The sequence below is a fragment of the Alkalibacterium sp. s-m-28 genome, assembly GCF_054658175.1.
Map to the genome: position 1 here is coordinate 1 of NZ_BAAGIQ010000036.1, position 21,175 is coordinate 21,175.

A 21,175-nucleotide genomic window follows, 5' to 3' on the forward strand; every position below is an offset into this window, starting at 1 on the left:
GGTTTAAACGACATGATAGCACCCTCCGTCAGCATTTTGATACGTCTATTATACCAAAAGAGCGGGCAAAATCGCACTGTTAACAAGGAAAAGTAGTAAACCGGTTAGGTTTTGACACCCTAACCATAGTATTATAAAACGAGAGAAAGCAATATGACCCGAAAAAGTCAAACTGTAATCTGTTTGTCAACAAATTTTAAGTCTAGTCAGTTTTCACAAGCTAGTCGATATATCGCTTCTGCATAAATGTCCATAGCCGTATAGAAATCGTCCAAGGTAATGTGCTCATTTTCCTGATGTGCCAGACTTACCTGCCCTGGGAAATGAGCACCGAAAGCAACCAAGTTAGGCATAGCTCTTGCGTAGGTTGCTCCCCCAGTTGTCATCGGTTCTGAATCATCGCCTGTTTTATCTTTATAAAGATCAAGCAAAGTCTGAACCAGATCACTTTCAACTGGTACATGCAGAGACGGCAAATAATCAAGTTCCTTATATTCCAGCCCGTATAATTCTACGGCTTCCTTTAAAGCTGTTTCTATTCTCTGCTTGTCGTACGTGACGGGAATACGGATATCCAGTACGACCTCAGAATAGTTATCATTGATTTCAAGTTTACCCACATTGAGTGTAAGCTCTCCGGAAATTTCATCTCTAACTTCTCCGAACAAAGTGAATCCATTTGTTTCCACCCCTACTTTTTCACCGATGAACGAGACTGCCGGATGAGGCTGGAAACCTACCAGTCCCTTTGCAAGTAGGGCGATTGCATTCTTCCCATCCTGCGCCTGACTGGCGTGCACACTTTTCCCGTGTACAATGATTCTATTATCTTCTACTGTGTAAGGCACATCCATCTGATCAAATACTGCAGAAAGCTGGTCAACCTGACCATCCGAATATTCCGCTGTATCCGGCACAACATTTGGTGATTCTCCACAATGGACTTCCATTTTTGCTGCACCAGGTCCTGTTAAAGTGACTTGGAGCAACCCTTTTTCCGCATACGTCAGTGGAAAGGTGCCGTCAGGAACAAAACCCAAGTCCGGCATCGTTTCGTGTGCTTTATACATTTTCATGCATCGCCACAGTGTTTCTTCATCAGTTCCGAAAATAAAGCGGACTTTTCTGCTGAAGGTCTCTTCAGCATCGATAAGAGCTTTCAATGCATATAAAGCAGCAATCGTCGGACCTTTATCGTCCTGAGTTCCCCTGCCGTAGACCGCACCATCCTGCTCTGTTGCTGTAAACGGATCACTATCCCATTTTTCTTTGTCTCCTTCAGGCACGACATCCAAATGGCAGAGAATACCTAACGTCTCTTCACCGTCTCCATAATCTGCATAGCCGTAGAAGCCCTCAGGATCATAGAAGGTATCCATCCCCAGCTTGTCACAAATGTTGAGCGTTTCTTTCAAAGCTGCATCGATGCCTTTTCCAAAAGGAGGAAAAGATCGTTCATTCCCGTTGGTTGTATTGACAGACGGAATATTTATGAGTTTTTTCAGTGCACGCAGGCTATCTGCTTTTATCGATTTAGTTATTCGTTCATTCATTGACGGATCCCTCTTCTTCTATAATATACTTGCTACTTGCACTTCTTAAGTTATTTGTGCTGCTACTTCTGTGATCCTATGTACCGTGGCTTTATGGTCATACAGATATTATCAGCTTACTAATTATATGGTCAAAACGAGTATAGCAAAATCTTTCATACATTCATACCTAAGTTGCTTTATCCGCTTAACTTTAAAGGTCCCTACATATTTTAAATTATTTTGTCGCTTTCTATTGTAATTATATTTTTTCTGGCTATAATTACTGGGTACTTAATTTAATTATACGGAATCGATGACGCGTAAAAAGTGACACTTTGTCATGCGCTGTTCATTTACAGCTAGGAGGATGACATGTGAAAAAAGACATGACCCAGGGAAATCCGGTGAAACTGATTATTGGATTTATGATCCCTTTATTAATCGGTAATTTATTTCAGCAGCTCTATAATATGGCGGATGCCTTCATCGTGAGTCAGACGATCGGAGTCACGGCATTTTCTGCCATTGGCTCAACTCTCAGTCTCCAGTTTCTGATACTTGGACTGGCGATCGGGATTACAGCCGGGCTGGCGGTGATCACCGCTCAACGTTTCGGTCGTAAAGATGAAAAAAGCCTGAGACAGAATCTGGCAACCAGCCTGATAATCAGTGTAACTATCGCTGTGGTACTGACTATACTGACGACGACTTTTACTGAAGAAATACTTACGATCATGCAGACGCCTGAAGAAACCTATGCGTATGCCTACGATTATCTGAATGTCCTGTTCAGAGGAATCGGTGCAGTGATCATGTTCAACTATCTGGCCAATCTTCTGCGTGCCATTGGTGACAGCCGAACACCGCTTTATTTTCTTATCATTACTTCTCTTCTGAACATCATTCTGGATTATACCTATATCCTGGTGTTCGATCTCGGTATCAGAGGGGCTGCTCTGGCGACGGTAACTGCTCAGATCACCTCAAGTGTGCTATGTCTGCTTTATATATGGAAGAAAGTGCCCATTCTCAGAATTCATAAGGAAGACTGGAAACTCAGTGCTGCAGAATTTAAAGAGCATCTACGAATCGGTCTGCCTTACGGTTTTCAGTATTCGATTATCGCAATCGGTTCTGTGGCAATCACCATCACATTGAACCAGCTGGGAGCTACTGCAGTGGCTGCCTATACAGCTGCTCAAAAAATCGATGCTGTTGCTGTCCTTCCCCTGCAGTCCTTCGGGGTGACGATGTCCACCTATGCCGCTCAGAACTACGGTGCCAGAAAACTGAATCGTGTCTGGTACGGTGTCGATAAAGCTGTAAAAATGAGTGTCGTCTACAGTATCGTGATCGGTATTCTACTGATGATATGGGGACGAAATCTGGCAACCTTGTTCGTCGGTGTTGATGCCCCTGCGGAAGTTTTACGCATGATTCAGTTCTATTTCCTGTCGAATTCTACATTGTATGCTGTCCTGTCTGTTCTTTTCATATACAGACACACGCTTCAAGGACTTGGAAACAGCCTGGCTCCTACTGTTGCCGGTATAGGTGAACTACTGGCGCGTATAGGTGCAGCAGCCTTCCTGTCCATCCCGCTAGGTTTCATAGGTGCTGCCATTGCCAATCCGCTGGCCTGGTTTGCGGCCTTCGTTCCTCTGGTAATGGCATACCGCTCAACTAAACGAACCTTGTCCGGTCGCATGGCCATCACTCTGGAAGAAGAAAACGACATGTCAGATCTGGAAACGACTTTCGCTTCCTCAAAATTAAAATAATTCACCAGTAGGAATTAATTTCCAGTGTATAAAGCAAAACCGAAAGATCTTTTGTCCAATGTACAAAGGTTCTTTCGGTTTTTTGTATGCTCCTGATGAAGGGATTCACTAACCCTCAATGCTTTACTATTTACGTTCCTTATCAAGGAAGGATTCATCTATTCCAGCTACTCTTTGAGTCAAGGGCTTCAGCACCGATTCTTTATCGAGTTCCGGTCTCATTTCAACCAGCTGATGAAGAATATATTTGGCTCCAAAGTCCATTCCCTGTGCCCCGCCAAGAAGGATGACATCCCCTTTCTGTACTTGCTTCAGACTTGACTGGAGTGCATCCGGCATTTCCTTGTGCAGTTCGATTTCCACACCCACTTTGTCCATTTCTTCTTTAAAGGCTTCAAGCTCTTCAGGAAGTACATCATCTTTATCAATGACATGGGATTCGCTCAGAGATACAATAACTTTTTCCAGACCTAATTTAGGCGCCCACTTAGCTAAAGCCTCAGCATTTTCACGGTTAGTTGTCACACCACGGCTTCCTCTGATCGCATAAACAATGTGAAGTTTCTTGTAATCCATCTTGGTCAAAGTCTCAAGGGTAACATCTATGTTCCCTGCATTTGCAAAATGATCATCCACGATCTTAAAATCATTTTCATATATGAACTGGAATCGACGTTCAACACCTTTGAAATTGCTTATTCCGGACTGTATTGTCTCAATGTCCACGCCGCTGATCAGACCGATAGTGACCGCCGCCATTGCATTATACACAGAGTGATAGCCTGCTACAGACAAGTCTATTCTGAAACTGGTCTGTTCAATCGTCCTGCCCGTGATCGTCTTGAACGGTTTTCTAACTTCCACTCTAAAGGAGCCTCTCCCGCTCGCAATATCCAGATCTGAGCAGTATAAGTGCCCGGAATCATCTTTCAAGCCGTAAGTCACTACGTAGGCCTCTGTCTGACTGATTAAGGATGCCGAATAGTCATCATCAAGATTTAAAACAGCAAACTGACCTGATCCGGCTTCTCTGATCAGACTTGCTTTAGCATTATAGTACTCTTCAAAAGAGCCATGTAAATCAATATGCTCCCGACTGATATTGTTCAGAGCCACGATATCAAAATCCACATTCCCTACTCGACTTAGGTCCAGCGCCGAAGAAGATACTTCCATAGTGACATGAGATATATTTTCCTGTCTCATTTTTGCAAAATATCCATGAAGATCCAGAGACTCAGGCGTCGTCAGCACACTCGGTACAACAGTTTTTCCGTACTTGACCATGACTGTCCCGATAAGCCCAGTATTCAGCTTGTTCTCTTCCAAAATAGAATTGGTCATGAACGAAGTAGAAGTTTTTCCATTCGTCGCTGTTATTCCGATCACTGTGAAATCTTTCGATGGGTGATCATAGTAACGGTCCCCAAGTGCAGCCAGAGCCTGACGGCTGTTTTCTACCTTATATTGAGGGACATCAAGATCAGGAATAAAACGTTCGACAACTAGAGCCGCAGCCCCTTGCTCCACAGCTTTTGCAGCATATTCATGTCCATCAGTCTGATACCCTTTAATGCAGACAAACAATGTGCCGGACTCGACCTCTCCAGAGTGATAAGCTATTTTATCAATCTCAACATCGTTTTGATTTATAGAATCGATGAGTGTTATCGATTCAAGTAATTCTGATAAGCGCATGTATTGTTTCTCCTTTTTAATAAGCTGATCCTTGACAGCTCACTCACTTTTTCTTAAAACAGCTTCTTCTTCACTTTACCCAAAAGAACACCTAGATAAGCGAATCCTGGTTTTGGATCTTTACGATCCCATATTGCTCCCACTCGTTTATCTGTGTACGTTTTAGCAATTTGACCGACTGACAGCTGCTTGGACGCCAGATATGCTCGTGTGGCATGTAAGTCTTCATACATGTAGTGGAAGCCGTATCCTGTCGTTTCCTCCAGAGTCTGCTCTCCTATCGGTTGTCCTGTCAGTTCTTTGTATGCCAGCAGCGGCATATTGAAGCCCAGTTCTGCAAGCATCTGATTGAAGTTCGTGGTCCGGGCATTGATTTCAATCAGGTAATATTCTCCTGTCTGCTCGTCTTTCTTGAACTCAATTTCCGCAAAGCCTTTATAGCCGATGCCTTCGAGGAACGGAATGCCTATTTCTGCCAGTTCCGGTACATGAGTCTGCTTGATGTAAACAGACGCACCGAAGTTGATCGGGTACTGCCTCTGCTTTTGTGCTGTCAGCCAGTGTGTCACTTTTGCATCCTGGTTCAGGTAAGCATCAAAGGTATACATATGATCGTCGAACCCCTGAATGAGCTGCTGGACAGCGACATCGATATTTTTTTCCTTCACTGCTTCCAGCTTTTCAAGAAGCTCTTCTCTATTATTGATTTTAAACAGCTTGCGTCTGAATGTAGAAACGAAGGTCGACGAATCGAACGGCTTGATGATGCATGGGTATCCCAGTTCTCTTTCGACTTTTTCAATGAGGTGTTCATCATCTGTGCTGAAGCTTTTCGGTACACGTACATTATGCTCTGCCGCCAGCAGATACAATTTGTCCTTGTCGATGATATCGCTCCAGAAGCCCTTCTGGGTCTGGTTGAACAAGTAGTATTCTTTCAGTTCATCAAAATATTTATCGATCAGCAGAACAAACGGGTCTGCCGTGGGATACAAAACTGGCTTGTGTGTCTGCTTTTTAGCATATGCAATCAGAAAGTTCTTGAACTGTTCTGCCTCTTTTTCATGGTGAGGGGCAATCACTCGCTCAGATAAATACTTTGATTTAAATGCATAGGCGCCTTCTTCCTGATAGTGGACCCCTGTTACATGAATCCCCTGCTGTCCTAGACATCTGATGATGCTTAACCCGATATAATAATTGCACCCTAAAACGACCGCTTTATGATCAGTCTTCATTCCTATTCACTCTTTTCATTAATGTCATGTCTTTTCAATTCTATTTTTAGTATGTGTGACTTGAAAGTCATTATATTTCACTGTGTTATTCAGTTATCTTACCAGACTATCGAGGCTTTTACCCAGCCTCTTGTTCCAGAATTCATCAGTTATCATTATAACACACTGAAAATCATTTAAAAAAGAGAGTGTTTTTCTAATTTCTTAACGCTTTAATTCCTTTTACTGCTCCTTAATCCATCTGAATCTTTAATGATGCTTCAATTAATACATCTGACAGACTAATCGCAAGGCCTGTTCATAATTCGTCTACATTTAAAGCAGATTCCCGAATCCTTCCATGAAAGCGATGAGAACGCAGTCACTGTGGCATTTTGTACGTGTTCAACAAATTGTCACAACTATCTGACCTAATCCCTTGCTTATTTTTTATAAGTACCTATACTAGTCAAAAGACTCATCAATTGAAAACAGATGAAAACAATTACTATAAGCACTTTTAAACATGTTTTGCCATTATACAGGAGGAATTATTTATGAACAAAGATATGACTAAAGGAAACCCACTGAAACTAATTTTACTTTTCACGTTTCCATTAATAATAGGAAATTTACTGCAGCAGCTGTATCAGATGGCGGATACGTACATTGTCAGCCAGACGATCGGTGTCAATGCCTTTGCGGCTGTCGGGTCAACCAACAGCATCAACATTCTGGTCTTGGGACTGGCCATTGGATTAACTTCCGGACTGGCCGTTCTGACTGCCCAGCGTTTCGGAAAAAAAGATGAAAAAGCGATCAGAGAAAACCTTGCCGCCAGCGTGATCATCGCAGGTACGGTGAGTGTCTTGCTGACCATTCTGTCACTTGTTTTCCGACGCAATATTCTAGAATTCATGAATACACCACAGGAACTGTTCGGGTACGCTAATGACTATCTGACTATGATGTTCGCGGGACTAAGCGGAGTTGTTCTTTTCAACTTGGTATCCAACCTGCTTAGAGCAATCGGAAATACAAAAGCGCCACTTGTCTTTCTAGCCATTTCATCAGTGCTGAATGTTATTTTAGACCTTGTTTTCATCCTGGTCTTCGATATGGGCGTCGCAGGAGCCGGGCTGGCAACAGTCATCTCACAGTTCGTTTCAGGCGTGATCGGTCTCGTTTATATTCAAAAAAATGTCCCTATGTTCAGAATTCATAAAGAAGACTGGACTGCCGGATTCAGACAGATCAAAGAACATGCTTCTATTGCTTTCCCTATGGGCTTCCAGACATCACTTATTGCCATCGGTATGATAGCTGTTACTATGACTTTGAACACACTTGGACCTGAAGCTGTTGCTGCAACGACTGCAGCTCAAAAAATCGATGCCCTGGCTACCAAGCCTCTTATGGCTGTCGGTGTCACAATGGCCACTTATACCGCACAGAACTATGGTGCCGGAAATCTGGACCGTGTATGGGAAGGTGTACAGAAAATAATGAAAGTGACATTAGGCTACAGTGTTGTAGTCGGTGCGCTGCTGGTCATTTTCGGACGACAGATTGCTATGCTGTTCGTCGGACCTGAAAATATCGAGATCCTTAACATGTCTCGCCTATACTTCATGACGAACTCGACATTCTATGTCTTCCTGGCTATCCTGATCGTTCACCGCTATACACTTCAGGGATTAGGTAAAAGTACTGCCCCAACTCTTGCCGGACTGTTCGAGCTGTTTGCACGTGTCGGAGCTGCTCTGATTCTGTCACAGTCACTGGGCTTTGTCGGTGTGGGGCTGTCTAATCCGCTTGCCTGGGTCGCAGCGCTGTTCCCTCTACTGGGATCCTACTACGCATTCAAACGTCAGCTGACAGGTGCGTCAAAAAAACCGATTCTATCCGGAAAATTAGCACGGTCAAGTAAATAATACCTTCACCGGTCTCTGTTACTCCTTTGAGTGACGGGGACTTTTTTTCTACGTCAAAAGTGCGAGGTGACGAGCAAGGATAGGCATTGTAAATAAATGCAAAAAAATAGTTGACACCTGAATTGTATTAAGCATATAATACACATTGAACAGTGAGCCAGAACTGACGGCTCTACTTTTTTTACACCTAGTGTATTATCTACTTAGTACACTAGGTACATTACCCTCATGCCGTCTATCCCAGCACTACGGATTGATTCATGAGTACCAGTCGAAAGGAGTCCTGAGTTTGAGTGTAACGTTTAATAAGCGTGACCCTATCTATCTTCAGGTCATGACCCATCTAAAGAAACAGATTGTCTCAGGTGAGCTGAAACCTGGGGTTGAAATGCCGTCGAGGCGCCAGCTGGCCAATCAGCTTAAAATCAATCCGAACACCGTTCAGCGGGCCTACAGCGAAATGGAGGAACAGAGATTGATCTTTACAGAACCGAATAAACCCAGCCGGATCAGTGAAGATCCGAATGTGCTGAATCAGTTGAAAAAAGAATGGCTGAACCAGGCGATCACTCGCTTCGTTTCCGCTATAGACCCTATCGACATGGATCTTGAAGATCTGATGCCCATGATCGAACAGGAACTTGCAAATAGAAAGAAGGCTCAAAAATGATCGAAGTTAAAGATATCCATAAACAGTTCGGACGGAAAAAAGTCCTGAACGGCGTGTCCTTTACGATCGAAAAAGGAGAAATCAGCTGTCTCGTCGGCGTGAACGGGGTCGGTAAAACGACGATCCTGAATGCCATCATGAACCTGACCCCTGTCAACAAAGGGTCTGTGACCATCGATGGCGAAACCCTGGTACCAGCTCTCTATAATAAAATTGCTTTTATCCCTGACGCGTCCATCTCCCTGCCTCACTTTACGATTCAGGAAAGCATGGATTTCATGAATGTCTATTATGATACCTGGAATGCCAGACGGGCCAAGGACATTCTTAAATTCTTCAGGCTGAATGCTTCTGATAAATTGCGTGATCTGTCGAAAGGGAATCAGGCGAAAGTCAATTTGCTTCTCGGTCTGGCTCTCGATGTCGAGTATATTCTGATGGATGAACCGTTCTCCGGCATCGATATTTTTACCCGTGAACAGATTACCGAAGTATTCAGCAGCTATCTGGTGGAAGACAGAGGCGTGCTGATTACAACACACGAAATCAATGACATTGAACACCTTCTGGATAAAGTCATTCTGCTTGATGAAGGAAAAATTTATAAAGTATTCAATGCGGAACACATGCGTGAAACAGAAGGAAAATCTGTGATCGATGTCATGAGGGAGGTTTACACAGGATGAAACAATATATGAAATCATTACTTAACCTGACGGCGTTCGAGCTGGATCGTATCTCAAAGTTTCTCTATACTCTGCTCGGTGTGACCCTGCTGCTTAACCTGATCGGCTACATATACACACCTATGCGCTATGTCGGCCGGATGAATGAATACATGCAGACAGAATCAGTCACTGCCCAGCAGGCAATCGAGCGATTCGGCAGTTTCTCTTTTTACGACGTCACCAGAACACTGTGGCTCCTGGCACCCGCGACTCTTGGTATCAGTGGACTGCTTCTCTATTCCTTTTTTATCTGGTATAGAGAATGGATGGGCAAGAACACCTTTGCTTACCGTCTTTTGATGCTTCCAGTCCCTCGGATGCAGATTTTCTATTCGAAACTGTTCGTCATCTATATTGCTATTTTCAGTCTGATTGCTGTTCAGATCATTTCTTTGGCGGTCGGCTTTCAGATCGTTTCTGCTATCGTTCCTGACGACTGGCTGTCCGGCATGACTTTAGATCAGGCTCTTAATATACATCCACTTTTCACAGTGATCCTGCCGGTCTCTTCATTTTATTTCCTGTCAGCCAATGGAATCGGCCTGACATTCATGCTTGTGCTTTTTACAGTGATTCTACTGGAAAGAAGTTATTCGTTCAAAGGACTAGGATTAGGAATCGCCTATGGAGTCGTTACGGTTCTGATAGCGGTATTTCCAGCCTTCCTGCCCGATCTCGTGCAGAATTATTATCTTTTCTACGATTCCGAAATTATGGCACTCATTATTGTTCTGATGACAATAATCGGGATAACTTCTCTTCTCATCAGCCGTCATCTGCTAAATAAAAAAATAACGATTTAGAAAGGAGCAGACACATGACAAAATATTCGAAACTGATCAGCTTTGTGCTTCTTTGTGTTCTGACTCTATCAGCTTTTGGGATCTACCAGATACAGGCGGGTACACGCTTGCCGGAGATTAAACTGGTCACTGAAGAAGGAAATGCCGATGAACTGGACGCTTTATTCTTTATAGGCAATATCTACAGCACTCAGTCCTCTGGAAGAAGCAGTACCTTCGAATTTAAGGATGGAGACTTCTCCTATCTTAATAACCGCTCCGTCTTCAGACATCTGGATTACGTATACAATCCCGTTGCCAACAGATATGTCAGTGACTACCGCTCCTTCATGCGAGGAAAGGCCAGAAATATAAGCAATTTCACCGAGACAGACGATGAGATCGTCTACACAGCTATGGCCAGCGATGTCAACTGGCGCAGAATGTTCGACGACAACATGCTCGATATCTCGCTGTTTGATAAAGACTCGGAAGAGGAGCAGTCTTATGAAGTAAGACTGGAAGGCGCTTCTTATCAAGGAGTTGTGGCCAGTTACTATCATGCACCTGAACTGACGATTGTGACTCAAGTTGCTGACGAACAGATGGGAAATGGATGGTACATCTATACCTTTAATTTCGATGAGCCGGAAGACACATTGTCTCCCGAAGTGAATGTCGGTCAGGCTCTTGACTCAAGCAGCGTTCAGATTTCTTTTTCTCCAACAGGAACCGAACGGTACATCCCGTTCAAATCCCTTCAGCCTGGTGAGGAAGACGAATATGGAGAAATCACTGACTACACGACAGACGCTTTTCATGTCTATGATATCCAGACCGGTGACTTTCAAGAGATTCCTTTATTCGAAAAAGGAGAGACCCTTGTCCTGAGCGAGGATGAACAGGTCATCGTTGGACAGGACCTTGGAGAAACGATTAACTGGCACGACTGGAATGTGACTGACGAATCATTAAACGAACTTGGTTCAACAGACATGATCACGCCTTCTATCGGCAGACTGCCTGTGTATTACTACAATCATTCATTTAATCAAGGCATGCAGCTGGTCAATGGACACGTTTATGCTTATGAAAACCATTACTCAGAGGACGGATATAGTCGTCCGATGTTCCAGGTCATTGACCTTGACTCGGTCAGTACTGACTTTTCCGGCTACTTCGGACTTGAAGACCGGGAAAATGACCGGTCGACCGAAATAATTCTCTTCGATTTCAAGATCAATCCTTTATAATTATGTCCCACCTCTTATAAGATAAACCGGCGGCCCCCTTCCCCGGTTTATCTTTTTTATTTGGAAGCGAATAGCATTCGCATCCATTTGAAGCTTTTCTGTTTTCAGTTTTGCTTCTTTTTGGCTGGCTTCTGCTGGTTATTTCTCTGGAATGGGAGGATGTGATGTCGAGCTGCTGTCTAGATGGAGCTGAGGCGGCTGTGCTATAGCTAAGCTGCAGTTGGATCTGCTTCTATCTCCAGTTTAGAATAGTTTGATCCTGGTTAAATAGAAGTAGACGCAATTTAATTGCATTTCAGCCTGCTTCACCTGAGTGATAATCAAGCTATAAGACGTCTACTTACAGTTTTAGAACTTATTGCACCGCTAACTGCCGCTAGAGCCTTCCTGGTGACACTTTTGCCGGAAATATTTCAAGGAAGTATAACTAGATCCCGTCTAGTTATACTTCCTTGATGTAAATTGGATAAGACATCCAGTTAATCCTCTTGTAACGAGAGTTTCTTCTATTAATGGATCTCTAAACTGTAGTAAGATCCGCACATACGGTAAAACAACTTCCGCTCCGATTGATTTCATCCATACTCAAACCTATTTTAGCCTTATATTAAACGTATCCAAGTCTCAAACCATCTGGCATTTTCAAACATAACTTGTTATACTATTTTAAAGTTAGCAAATGACTTTTACTCTGTATCAGATTGGGTGAAATAATAATTATGACAGAACACTTACGTGAATCAATTAAACAAAGCAAACGGGTCGTAATCAAAGTAGGGACCAGTACCATCATGTATCCGAATGGCGCAATCAACCTCCAGCAGATGGAGAAACTGTCCTTTGTCCTGAGCGACTTGAAGAATCAGGGCAAGGAAATCATTCTTGTCTCGTCTGGGGCGATCGGTGTCGGCCTAGCCCGCATGAATCTGACTGAACGTCCGGTCACGATTCCCGAGCAGCAGGCCATTGCCTCGATCGGTCAGACGGAACTGATGAGTCTGTACAGTCAATTCTTCTATAATTACGGCCACCAGGTCGGCCAGATTCTTCTGACAAAAGACGTGACCGACTTCCCGGTCAGCCGTCAGAACACGGTCAATACTTTCGAGCAGCTTCTCTTGAAACACGTGATTCCGATCGTCAATGAAAACGATACGGTCTCCGTTGAAGAACTGGATCATCTGACGCGCTTCGGGGATAACGACACCCTGTCTGCCATTGTTCTGGAACTGACCGATGCCGATCTGCTGGTCATGCTCTCAGATATCGACGGCTTCTACGACAAGAACCCGATGAAATACAAAGACGCCAGTCGATTCGATACAATCAGCGAAATCAACGACACCATTCTTTCACTGGCACAGGACTCTTCGACAAAGTTCGGGACCGGTGGAATGATCACCAAACTGAACGCAGCTCAAATCGTACTGGAAGCAAAGAAGAATATGATCCTGGCTAACGGAGAAGATTTATCTATTCTGTTCCGCATCTTGTCAGGAGAGAAAATAGGGACCCTATTTTCACCCTTTGATTAAGAAAACAGAACATCAGGAAGGATGACACAACATGACAAGCCTTATTGAACTCGGTCAGCGAGCTAAGAAAGCCGAGCGACAGCTTGCCCAGGCTACAACGAATGAAAAAAATGAGGCCCTCGCCCTTATGGCAGACGCCTTGATCGATTCAACTGACTTTATAATAGAAGAAAATAAAAAAGACACCGATCGGGCCAGAGAAGCTGGCATCAGTGATTCGTTACTGGACCGACTGACACTGACTGCTGACCGTATTGCCGCTATGGCTCAGGGACTTAAAGATATCGTCTCTCTGCCAGATCCAGTTGGTCTAGTGGACAGCATGTGGACCAATGACGCGGGCCTGAAGATCGGCAAGCAGTCGGTTCCGCTTGGCGTGATCGGGATCATTTACGAGGCACGTCCCAACGTCACTTCAGACGCAGCCGGACTCTGCTTCAAATCGGGAAACGTCGTGATTCTTCGCGGCGGCAAAGAGGCATTCAACTCGAATAAAGCCATCGTGCAGAGCCTGCGTCAGGCACTGGGACAGAGCACCCTTCCGACTGACTCGATTCAGCTCCTTGAAGACACCTCTCGTGAAACGGCCAGAGAGATGATGCAGCTGAACCGCTACCTTGATGTTCTTATTCCTCGTGGGGGAGCTAATCTGATCAAGGCAGTGGTCGAGAACGCGACGGTACCAGTGATCGAGACTGGAACTGGAAACGTCCACGTCTACATCGATCAGACGGCTGACCGTGATATGGCCAGAGACATCATCGTCAACGCTAAAACAGACCGTCCTTCAGTCTGTAATGCCGCAGAAACGTTGCTGATCCACAAAGATGTAGCAGAAGATTATCTACCAGTCATTGAAGATGCCTTGGCTGAATGGAATGTTGAACTGCGAGCCGATAACCGGGCTGCCGCTATTTTGAGTGAGTCCGTTCCGGCTACTGAAGAAGACTGGGCAACGGAATTCCTGGATTACATCTTGGCTATAAAAGTGGTCGATTCCCTGGATGAAGCCATTGCGCATATCAATCAGTACAGCACGGGTCACTCGGAAGCCATCGTCACGTCTGATTACTTTGCCGGCCAGCGCTTCCACCGTGAAGTCGATACTGCAGCGGTTTACATCAATGCATCGACACGATTTACCGACGGATTCGAGTACGGATTCGGTGCCGAGATCGGGATCAGCACTCAGAAACTACATGCCCGCGGCCCAATGGGACTGCCTGAACTGACCTCTTCAAAATACATTGTCTTTGGCGAAGGACAAATCAGATAACTAGAAAAAGACAAGCGCAATCCCTGAATGGGGATTCTGCTTGTCTTTTTATGTGTTCAGTCTTCCGATTCATCCATGAGCCTCTGCTGCGTCTCTTTAGTAATAGCCATCAGTGCCTGGTAGAAGTCTGATAGCTCGCGGTGGAAAGCTGGATTACTGAGCCGTTCGATGTTTTTCTTGATCACAGCTTCTTCTCTTCCTGCATCGAGAATAGGCAGATCATGTGCCTTCTTGTACTCGCCGACTTTCAGTACTGTTTCCATCCGTTTTTCAAATAAGGCCGTCAGCTGCTGATCGATCAGGTCAATCTCCTCTCGGCATTGGTCCAGTTCAGTCATTTAGTTTCCTCCCAAAATCAGATCGGTCAGTGCAATAGCCGTCACTGCTTCAAGGACGGGCAGGACACGTGGAACGATACAAGGATCGTGGCGGCCTTCGACTTCTAGCTCGGCAGCTTTTCCCTCTCTGACGTTGATCGTCTGCTGTTTCTTCTTGATCGATGCCGGTGGTTTGACTGCTGATCGGAAAACGATCGGCATGCCGTATGTGATGCCTCCGATGATGCCTCCGTTATTGTTCGAGCGCGTCTTCACCTGACCGTTTTCATCGTAGTAGTATTCATCATTGGCTTCGGACCCTTTCATTCTGGTGATATCGAAGCCGGAACCGAATTCGATTCCCTTGATTGCCGGGACGGAAAATACAAGATGAGCCAGTGTGGATTCCACTGAATCGAAGAACGGATTCCCGTATCCTGCCGGGATGCCTAGCACAAAGGTTTCAACAACGCCTCCAACGGAATCTCCTTCTTCTTTCGCTTCGAGAATAAGATCCCGGATCGCTTCTTTCTTTTCACCATCGAATAAAGGCAGCTGGTCTTTCTTGAACGCTTCCGCCTGTTCGTGGGTGACCTCTTTCTGGTCCGCAAACCGCTGATCTTCAATGTTTCCGATTGACTGGATATGGGAGCTGACTGTTACGCCTTTTTGCTTCAGCCACTGCTGGCAGATCGCTCCGGCAAATACGATCGGTGCGGTAATCCGTCCGGAAAAATGTCCGCTGCCACGGTGGTCATTATGACCTTTGTATCTCATTCGTCCAGGGTAATCTGCCTGACCAGGTCGCATCACGTCTTTAAGCAGGCTATAGTCTTTTGATCGTGTATTCGTATTTCTGATAATAGCTGTCAAAGGTGCCCCTGTCGTTTTCCCGTCCAGGAATCCGCTCAGAATTTCCGGCAGATCTTTTTCTTTACGTGGCGTCGTCAGATCACTGCTGCCAGGTGCGCGTCTGGCCATTTCAACTTGTACCTGGTCCAGATCAATTTCAAAGCCTGGCGGCAGCCCATTGATTGTAATTCCTATGGCGTCTCCGTGAGATTCACCAAATAAAGACAGCTCAAGTTTTTTCCCCAAATGCCACTCATTTAAATTGTCCTCCTAATAGTTTGAAGTCTTCCCAGAAATGCGGGTATGATTTTGCCACACATTCTGTGTCATTTATTGTAATAGGTTCTTCGCATCGCGTAGAGGCAATCCCCAGCATCATAGCCATCCGGTGGTCCCTGTGGCTCCAGACCGTCACTCCCCCTTTGAGCTGATCCACGCCTTGAATGACGAGACTATCGCCTTCAACTTGTATATCTGCTCCAAGCGCTTCGAGTTCTTTCTGCGTAGCTGCAAGACGGTCACTTTCTTTGATCTTAAGTCTCTCCAGATTGGTGAACCGCGTGTGACCTTTACTCAAAGCAGCTGCCAGAGCTGCTGTTGGAATGATGTCCGGAAACTGAGACCCGTCGATTACACGTTCTGTTTCATCAGACAGTTTATTCAGAATGTCCAGTATAGCCTTGTCCCCCTGCAGCGACTGACTGTCGAGCCCAGATAGACTGATATCATTTCCGATATGATTAGCTGTGAGGAAGAATGCTGCCTGAGAAAAATCGCCTTCTACAGCATAATCCGCTGCCTGCATCTTCTGATTACCCGGTATCACAAAAGTCTGGCCCTCATCCTCAACTTTGATTTCAAGTCCAAACAGATCAAATACGTGTAAAGTCAGATCGATATAGCCTTTGGATTCAAGAGGCGTTGTCACGTGAATTCTGGATTCGCCATTTAAAAAAGGCAGAGTCATCAGAAGGCCTGTGATGAACTGTGAGCTGATGTCTCCTCTCATTTCGATGGTATCCGGTGAAAGGTGTCCCCCAATGACAAGATCAAGACGCTCCGTGCCCTTTAAGTCGTAGTCCAGTCCCTGTTTTTCAAATAAATCTTTGTATGGCGTCAAAGGACGCTGACCAAGTTTCCCTCGTCCGGTGAAACGGGTCTTTCCTTCAAATAAAGTCGCTACAGGCACAAGAAATCTTAATGTCGACCCAGACTCATTGCAGTCGATCGTCCGAACTGGATCTGATTCTTTCCCTTCAGACTGATCATTCACCACGCTTGTAGACTGAAGGCCGACCCCATGAATTGTGAGAACACTTTCCTCCTCATTAATTTCAGCACCCATGGCACGCATTCCCTGAATCGTGGCTTTAATGTCATCGGAAAACTGAATGTTACTGATCGTGCTTGTTCCCTCAGCCAGTGCGGCACAAATGATCGCTCTGTGTGCCAGGCTCTTAGATGGAGGCACTGTCACGTCTCCTTGTAGTCTATCTGGTGTAAGTGTTAAATCCGTCAATGGTCCTGTCCTCCTGTTCTAAGTGAGTCAAAAAAGCTGACGTCTGTCTGATGAGTAGCTGCCGTGCCGATCGAGTTGAGAAGAACGACATGGAGCTGATTGTTGAGCTGTTTCTTGTCTTTTCTTACAAACGAAAGAATGTCATTATACGCCTTTGTATCCTCCAGCTCAGATGGCAGCTGGTGCATGTTCAGCACGTGTCGTATCTGATCAGCTGTTCCTGCTTCAGTCAGCTGTCTGGCTTCGGAAATTTCGGTCAAGGTTGCCATACCGATTGCCACTGCATGTCCATGTGTAATGTGTTCATAGTGATAGTAGGCTTCGATCGCATGTCCGAGCGTATGTCCGAAATTCAGAAGCATGCGCAGCCCCTTGTCTTTCTCATCCTGCTCGACAACTTCTCGCTTGATGTCGCAGCATCTAGCAATGATCCATTCAATCTCTGTCATCACTGCATCTCTTGATTCAAGCTTTAAAAGACTGTCAAAAAAATCTGCATCCCAGATGCATCCGTATTTGATGACTTCAGCCATGCCGTCCGCAAAGTAGTGATCCGTCAAGGTATTCAAAACCTCCGGATCGATTATGACTTGTGTCGGATGATAGAAGGATCCAACCAGGTTTTTCCCTTCCGGCAGATCCACTCCTACTTTTCCGCCGACACTGCTGTCGACTTGAGCGAGCAGGGAGGTCGGGATCTGAACTAAATCGATACCTCTAAGGTAAGAGGCAGCCGCAAAGCCTGCTATATCACCTATTACGCCACCGCCTAAAGCAACGATCACATCGCTTCTGGTCAGTCCCGCTTCAATAAGCTGGGAAAAGATTTGGGGCATCATCGAGAGTGTCTTCGTCTGCTCACCCGGCTGCAGAACGATCATGCTGACTTCGAAGCCTTCATCAGCCAGCTGCTGTTCAACTGCAGCCCCGTAATAGCTGTCGACATTTCTGTCAGTGATGACGGCGACTCGTCGACTTTTAGTCAGTTGAGCCACTTCTTTCCCGACTTTCTGAAGCAGCCCTTTTTCAATTTTAATCGCATATGATACAGACGCCTGCGGCAAGTTGACGTTCAATTCATTCATCTGAATGACTCCTTAATTAGATACTTTCTGAGTGGATAGAGGAACAGTACGGCCTTCAACTGATGCCAGCTTCTCGGCTTTCTCCATCAGAAGTCCGAATTCGTCTGGTGTCAGGCACTGTTCTCCGTCGCTCCATGCGTTTTCCGGATCATTGTGTACCTCGATCATCAGCCCATCTGCTCCTGCGACGATCCCTGCTTTTGCTCCAGCTTCAACCAGGTAAGACATACCGCCCGCGTGGCTTGGATCGATAATTATCGGCAGGTGAGACAGTTTTTTGATGACCGGTACCGCCTGAATATCTAGTGTGTTACGCGTTTCCGGTTCGAACGTGCGGACGCCTCGTTCACAGAGAATAACGTTCTCGTTTCCTTCTGACATGATGTATTCCGCAGACATCAACCATTCCTTGTAAGTTGCAGACAGTCCACGTTTAAGAAGGACAGGGGTCTTCGTTTTCCCTACTTCTTTCAACAAGTCAAAGTTCTGCATATTACGAGCGCCGATCTGGATCAAATCAACGGATTCTACGAATTCATCGATCCATTTAGTCGACATCAGCTCAGTAACAATTGGCAGGCCTGTTTCTGCCTTGGCCGTCTGAAGCATACGCAGCCCTTCAAGTTCCAGTCCCTGGAAGCTGTACGGAGATGTACGCGGTTTGAACGCTCCCCCTCTTAAGAAATTGGCCCCAGCTTTCTTGATTCGTTTCGCTACGTCAACAATCTGTTCTTCACTTTCTACAGAACACGGGCCGGCAATAATCCCCAGCTGGTCTCCACCGATAGTTTCCTGACCAACTTCTATAATCGAGTTTTCCGGATGAAACTTACGGTTGGCCCGCTTGTACGGCTCTTCAACTCTGACGATCTGCTCGACTTCCGGACGTGCCTGTAGACGATGTGTAATAGCACTAGTATCTCCAATCACACCTAGAAAGTCTCGTTTTATATCTGAGAAATGACTGACTGATACCCCTTGTTCTTCAACCTTCTTTGTAATTTCTTTAATCGCTTTTGAACCTGTTCCCTGTTTTAATACAATAATCATTTTATTTTCTCCTCTTCATCTTTTATTTTATACAAGCACCAGACCATTTGAGGCTCATAACGCTCAACAATCTGATAATTGTCTTTTTTTTCCTTTTCAAACACATCTTCGCTGATAATCGTGTATTTCAGACCCATATTTTTAAAAGCAGTCCAGGCTTTGATCTTGCTGTCAGTGTAGGTGATCGGAAGTGTCTCATTCACTTTGTTCAAGTATTTTTCCAGAAAAATCTCTGTTGCCGGATGAATCATGGCGCTGTCCATTTTTCTGTCTCGATTTTCTACCAGAACCATCGGCTTGGTTTTCTTTGCGAAAACTTGAAGCAGCTCTATTTTCTCCCAATAATCGTAGTTGAATTCTTTCCATCCATAGGGTTTTCTGGCACTCTGAAAGGCTACGGGAAACAGAACGCAGTCGCCTTTGAGCCGTTCGAGTTCATGAAGGATGGTATCGAATGACGGATAGCCAACAATGTCATCCTCCTCTGCCTGTAGTAACGACTGGGCTGCGGCGTAACTGTCTGTACTTTCCGGCCCTAATGTGTGAATAATCATCTGATCTCCTCCACTGACATATCTTAGTAACTTGGTGTGTACAGTTGCTTCGTGTCAGACAACCAAATAAGCTGACTTGCCATCCCAACCGACTTCAGGATAAACAAAAAGCTGCATCCGGTTATCTGTTTTACTTAAACAGGATAATCGAATGCAGCGTTGGTTAAATTCACATATATAAATTAATAGTTCATTTATAGTGTGCGCCCATTCGATGTCCTGATGGAATCTATGGGGCACTGTTTTTTAAGACAGCTTAAAGTGCTCTAGCCTCCATAGATTGTTTCTAAAGAAGCTAAAGTAATAACGATTCAATTGTGGCGTGATTAAGTTGTTTAATTCTTTATTCATGTTAAACACTCCTCAATTGGTTTCAGTCATTAACTAACTGTGCTCACAATGTTAGCAAGTATAAAAATAAATGTCAAGGGATAAGTTAAAAATAATTATTGTTTCCTGAATAATTCATAGTACTTTGTCATAACAGGCATTTATCCCGCTTTGATAAGGTTTATCAATCTATTCCTTATTCACCCGTTGGGTGAAGAAAAAAATATACAAAAAGAGCACACTCTATGTTATTGTAAAGTCGATCAAAACAACAAAAACAAGAGGTGTGCTCAATGTCAACTTTACAAGAAAAGCAACTACAATTCAATCCCCATTTGGTTATGTCAAACGATGGCGGTCAATTATCCAATGATTCCGGTCTCCTTTTACTCTTTGAATTTTTTCATAAGATCAAGTTCAAAGAGCTGGTTAACGAGTTATTGCATATTGACGATTCAAGAAACTATTGTACACATGACTATATTGATTTATTTATGCAGGTTCTTGTGCAGTTAATAGCCGGTTACTCAACGGATTCTTCAGCCAATTGGCTACGTCACGATCCAGTTTTTCAGCAGGGGCTAAATAAAACGACCTTAGGTTCACAGTCGATGGTTTCTCGTTTTATTCATCAACTGTCGGAGGAGAATATCGTTCAACTTCAATCAATTGCCAAGGCATTGACCACTATCTATATCGGCCAAAAAAATACACAGCATATGATCATTGACGTGGATTCTACTCACTCAGACACCTTCGGAAAACAAGAACAGACTGATTTCAATACTCACTACGGAACAACGGGTTATCATCCCTTAGTGGCTTTTGATGGACTGACTGGTCTGTTTCTGGGTGCCGAACTTCGTCCGGGCAATGTGTACACGTCTAACAATGCAGAAGTCTTTTTAGCAGACATCATCTCTCAACACAAACAGCACTCATGTGATATGTTTTTAACTGTCCGAGGGGACAGTGGCTTTGCCAAACCTGAGATCTATGAGTTATGCGAGCAAGAAAAAGTGAAGTATATTATTCGTTTAAAAGTCAATGCACGACTGA

The 21,175-nt window shown here is 44.7% G+C and carries 18 protein-coding genes; 9 read left to right on the forward strand and 9 right to left on the reverse strand.

Translation table 11 applies throughout. The features are described 5' to 3' along the window. Nucleotides 1-206: 206 nt before the first annotated feature. Nucleotides 207-1,553, reverse strand: a complete 1,347-nt coding sequence (locus ACYQ4S_RS06545; protein ID WP_459770129.1) for a M20 family metallopeptidase — start codon at nucleotides 1,551-1,553, stop codon at nucleotides 207-209. A gap of 356 nt (nucleotides 1,554-1,909) precedes the next feature. Here ACYQ4S_RS06545 and ACYQ4S_RS06550 point away from each other — a divergent pair, with 356 nt between their 5' ends. Then, nucleotides 1,910-3,316, forward strand: coding sequence for an MATE family efflux transporter (locus ACYQ4S_RS06550; RefSeq protein ID WP_459770131.1), 1,407 nt, complete (start codon nucleotides 1,910-1,912; stop codon nucleotides 3,314-3,316). A 126-nt stretch (nucleotides 3,317-3,442) separates the two neighbouring features. On the opposite strand, the gene ACYQ4S_RS06555 is transcribed toward ACYQ4S_RS06550, so the two are convergent. Beyond that, complete coding sequence (locus ACYQ4S_RS06555) at nucleotides 3,443-5,014, reverse strand: Mur ligase family protein (RefSeq protein ID WP_459770133.1); 1,572 nt, start codon at nucleotides 5,012-5,014, stop codon at nucleotides 3,443-3,445. A gap of 53 nt (nucleotides 5,015-5,067) precedes the next feature. Next, a complete protein-coding gene (locus tag ACYQ4S_RS06560) occupies nucleotides 5,068-6,252 on the reverse strand; it encodes a carboxylate--amine ligase (protein ID WP_459770135.1) in 1,185 nt (394 codons plus the stop codon). A 536-nt stretch (nucleotides 6,253-6,788) separates the two neighbouring features. Here ACYQ4S_RS06560 and ACYQ4S_RS06565 point away from each other — a divergent pair. From ACYQ4S_RS06565 to ACYQ4S_RS06595, 7 genes are all read left to right on the forward strand, one after another. After that, complete coding sequence (locus ACYQ4S_RS06565) at nucleotides 6,789-8,165, forward strand: MATE family efflux transporter (RefSeq protein WP_346025625.1); 1,377 nt, start codon at nucleotides 6,789-6,791, stop codon at nucleotides 8,163-8,165. A 289-nt stretch (nucleotides 8,166-8,454) separates the two neighbouring features. Further along, a complete protein-coding gene (locus ACYQ4S_RS06570) occupies nucleotides 8,455-8,835 on the forward strand; it encodes a GntR family transcriptional regulator (RefSeq protein ID WP_091267504.1) in 381 nt (126 codons plus the stop codon). Further along, a complete protein-coding gene (locus ACYQ4S_RS06575; protein WP_459770137.1) occupies nucleotides 8,832-9,521 on the forward strand; it encodes an ATP-binding cassette domain-containing protein in 690 nt (229 codons plus the stop codon). The genes ACYQ4S_RS06570 and ACYQ4S_RS06575 overlap by 4 nt, the downstream gene beginning before the upstream one ends. Then, nucleotides 9,518-10,366 carry a hypothetical protein gene (locus ACYQ4S_RS06580; protein WP_459770139.1) on the forward strand — a complete coding sequence of 283 codons (849 nt, stop codon included), beginning with the start codon at nucleotides 9,518-9,520 and terminating at the stop codon, nucleotides 10,364-10,366. Before ACYQ4S_RS06575 ends, ACYQ4S_RS06580 begins: the two co-directional genes overlap by 4 nt. 14 nt (nucleotides 10,367-10,380) lie before the next feature. Further along, nucleotides 10,381-11,598 (forward strand): hypothetical protein, encoded by a 1,218-nt coding sequence (locus ACYQ4S_RS06585; protein WP_459770141.1) that lies wholly within the window; start codon nucleotides 10,381-10,383, stop codon nucleotides 11,596-11,598. 719 nt (nucleotides 11,599-12,317) lie between these two features. After that, the gene (gene proB / locus ACYQ4S_RS06590; RefSeq protein ID WP_459770142.1) at nucleotides 12,318-13,133 is read left to right on the forward strand and encodes a glutamate 5-kinase; all 816 of its coding nucleotides are present in this window, start codon (nucleotides 12,318-12,320) and stop codon (nucleotides 13,131-13,133) included. A gap of 31 nt (nucleotides 13,134-13,164) precedes the next feature. After that, the gene (locus ACYQ4S_RS06595) at nucleotides 13,165-14,409 is read left to right on the forward strand and encodes a glutamate-5-semialdehyde dehydrogenase (protein ID WP_459770143.1); all 1,245 of its coding nucleotides are present in this window, start codon (nucleotides 13,165-13,167) and stop codon (nucleotides 14,407-14,409) included. Between the two features lie 56 nt (nucleotides 14,410-14,465). On the opposite strand, the gene ACYQ4S_RS06600 is transcribed toward ACYQ4S_RS06595, so the two are convergent. The 6 genes from ACYQ4S_RS06600 to ACYQ4S_RS06625 are packed head-to-tail and all read right to left on the reverse strand — an operon-like array spanning nucleotide 14,466 to nucleotide 19,786. After that, nucleotides 14,466-14,747: a chorismate mutase gene (locus ACYQ4S_RS06600; protein ID WP_346024457.1), complete on the reverse strand. Its 282-nt coding sequence runs from the start codon at nucleotides 14,745-14,747 to the stop codon at nucleotides 14,466-14,468. Beyond that, a complete protein-coding gene (gene aroC, locus ACYQ4S_RS06605) occupies nucleotides 14,748-15,824 on the reverse strand; it encodes a chorismate synthase (RefSeq protein WP_459770145.1) in 1,077 nt (358 codons plus the stop codon). 7 nt (nucleotides 15,825-15,831) lie between these two features. Next, nucleotides 15,832-17,097 carry a 3-phosphoshikimate 1-carboxyvinyltransferase gene (aroA, locus tag ACYQ4S_RS06610; RefSeq protein ID WP_459770146.1) on the reverse strand — a complete coding sequence of 422 codons (1,266 nt, stop codon included), beginning with the start codon at nucleotides 17,095-17,097 and terminating at the stop codon, nucleotides 15,832-15,834. Next, entirely contained in the window at nucleotides 17,094-18,182 is a 1,089-nt protein-coding gene (gene aroB, locus ACYQ4S_RS06615; RefSeq protein WP_459770148.1) for a 3-dehydroquinate synthase, read from the reverse strand. The genes aroA and aroB overlap by 4 nt, the downstream gene beginning before the upstream one ends. A 12-nt stretch (nucleotides 18,183-18,194) precedes the next feature. Beyond that, nucleotides 18,195-19,232: a 3-deoxy-7-phosphoheptulonate synthase gene (gene aroF / locus ACYQ4S_RS06620; RefSeq protein WP_346024461.1), complete on the reverse strand. Its 1,038-nt coding sequence runs from the start codon at nucleotides 19,230-19,232 to the stop codon at nucleotides 18,195-18,197. Continuing rightward, nucleotides 19,229-19,786, reverse strand: coding sequence for a hypothetical protein (locus ACYQ4S_RS06625; protein ID WP_346024462.1), 558 nt, complete (start codon nucleotides 19,784-19,786; stop codon nucleotides 19,229-19,231). Before ACYQ4S_RS06625 ends, aroF begins: the two co-directional genes overlap by 4 nt. Before the next feature lie 623 nt (nucleotides 19,787-20,409). On the opposite strand from ACYQ4S_RS06625, the gene ACYQ4S_RS06630 reads away from it, so the two are divergent. Then, the coding region (locus ACYQ4S_RS06630) for an IS1380 family transposase (protein ID WP_459770150.1) at nucleotides 20,410-21,175 on the forward strand (766 nt) is incomplete at its 3' end.

Excerpts from the sequence above, each read along its gene's own strand:
- ACYQ4S_RS06580 (WP_459770139.1), top strand. The coding sequence starts at position 9,518 with ATGAAACAATATATGAAATCATTACTTAACCTGACGGCGTTCGAGCTG.
- ACYQ4S_RS06585 (WP_459770141.1), top strand. The coding sequence starts at position 10,381 with ATGACAAAATATTCGAAACTGATCAGCTTTGTGCTTCTTTGTGTTCTG.
- ACYQ4S_RS06555 (WP_459770133.1), bottom strand. The coding sequence starts at position 5,014 with ATGCGCTTATCAGAATTACTTGAATCGATAACACTCATCGATTCTATA.
- ACYQ4S_RS06575 (WP_459770137.1), top strand. The coding sequence starts at position 8,832 with ATGATCGAAGTTAAAGATATCCATAAACAGTTCGGACGGAAAAAAGTC.
- ACYQ4S_RS06560 (WP_459770135.1), bottom strand. The coding sequence starts at position 6,252 with ATGAAGACTGATCATAAAGCGGTCGTTTTAGGGTGCAATTATTATATC.
- ACYQ4S_RS06625 (WP_346024462.1), bottom strand. The coding sequence starts at position 19,786 with ATGATTATTCACACATTAGGGCCGGAAAGTACAGACAGTTACGCCGCA.
- proB (WP_459770142.1), top strand. The coding sequence starts at position 12,318 with ATGACAGAACACTTACGTGAATCAATTAAACAAAGCAAACGGGTCGTA.
- aroF (WP_346024461.1), bottom strand. The coding sequence starts at position 19,232 with ATGATTATTGTATTAAAACAGGGAACAGGTTCAAAAGCGATTAAAGAA.
- ACYQ4S_RS06600 (WP_346024457.1), bottom strand. The coding sequence starts at position 14,747 with ATGACTGAACTGGACCAATGCCGAGAGGAGATTGACCTGATCGATCAG.
- ACYQ4S_RS06595 (WP_459770143.1), top strand. The coding sequence starts at position 13,165 with ATGACAAGCCTTATTGAACTCGGTCAGCGAGCTAAGAAAGCCGAGCGA.
- aroB (WP_459770148.1), bottom strand. The coding sequence starts at position 18,182 with ATGAATGAATTGAACGTCAACTTGCCGCAGGCGTCTGTATCATATGCG.
- ACYQ4S_RS06545 (WP_459770129.1), bottom strand. The coding sequence starts at position 1,553 with ATGAATGAACGAATAACTAAATCGATAAAAGCAGATAGCCTGCGTGCA.
- ACYQ4S_RS06565 (WP_346025625.1), top strand. The coding sequence starts at position 6,789 with ATGAACAAAGATATGACTAAAGGAAACCCACTGAAACTAATTTTACTT.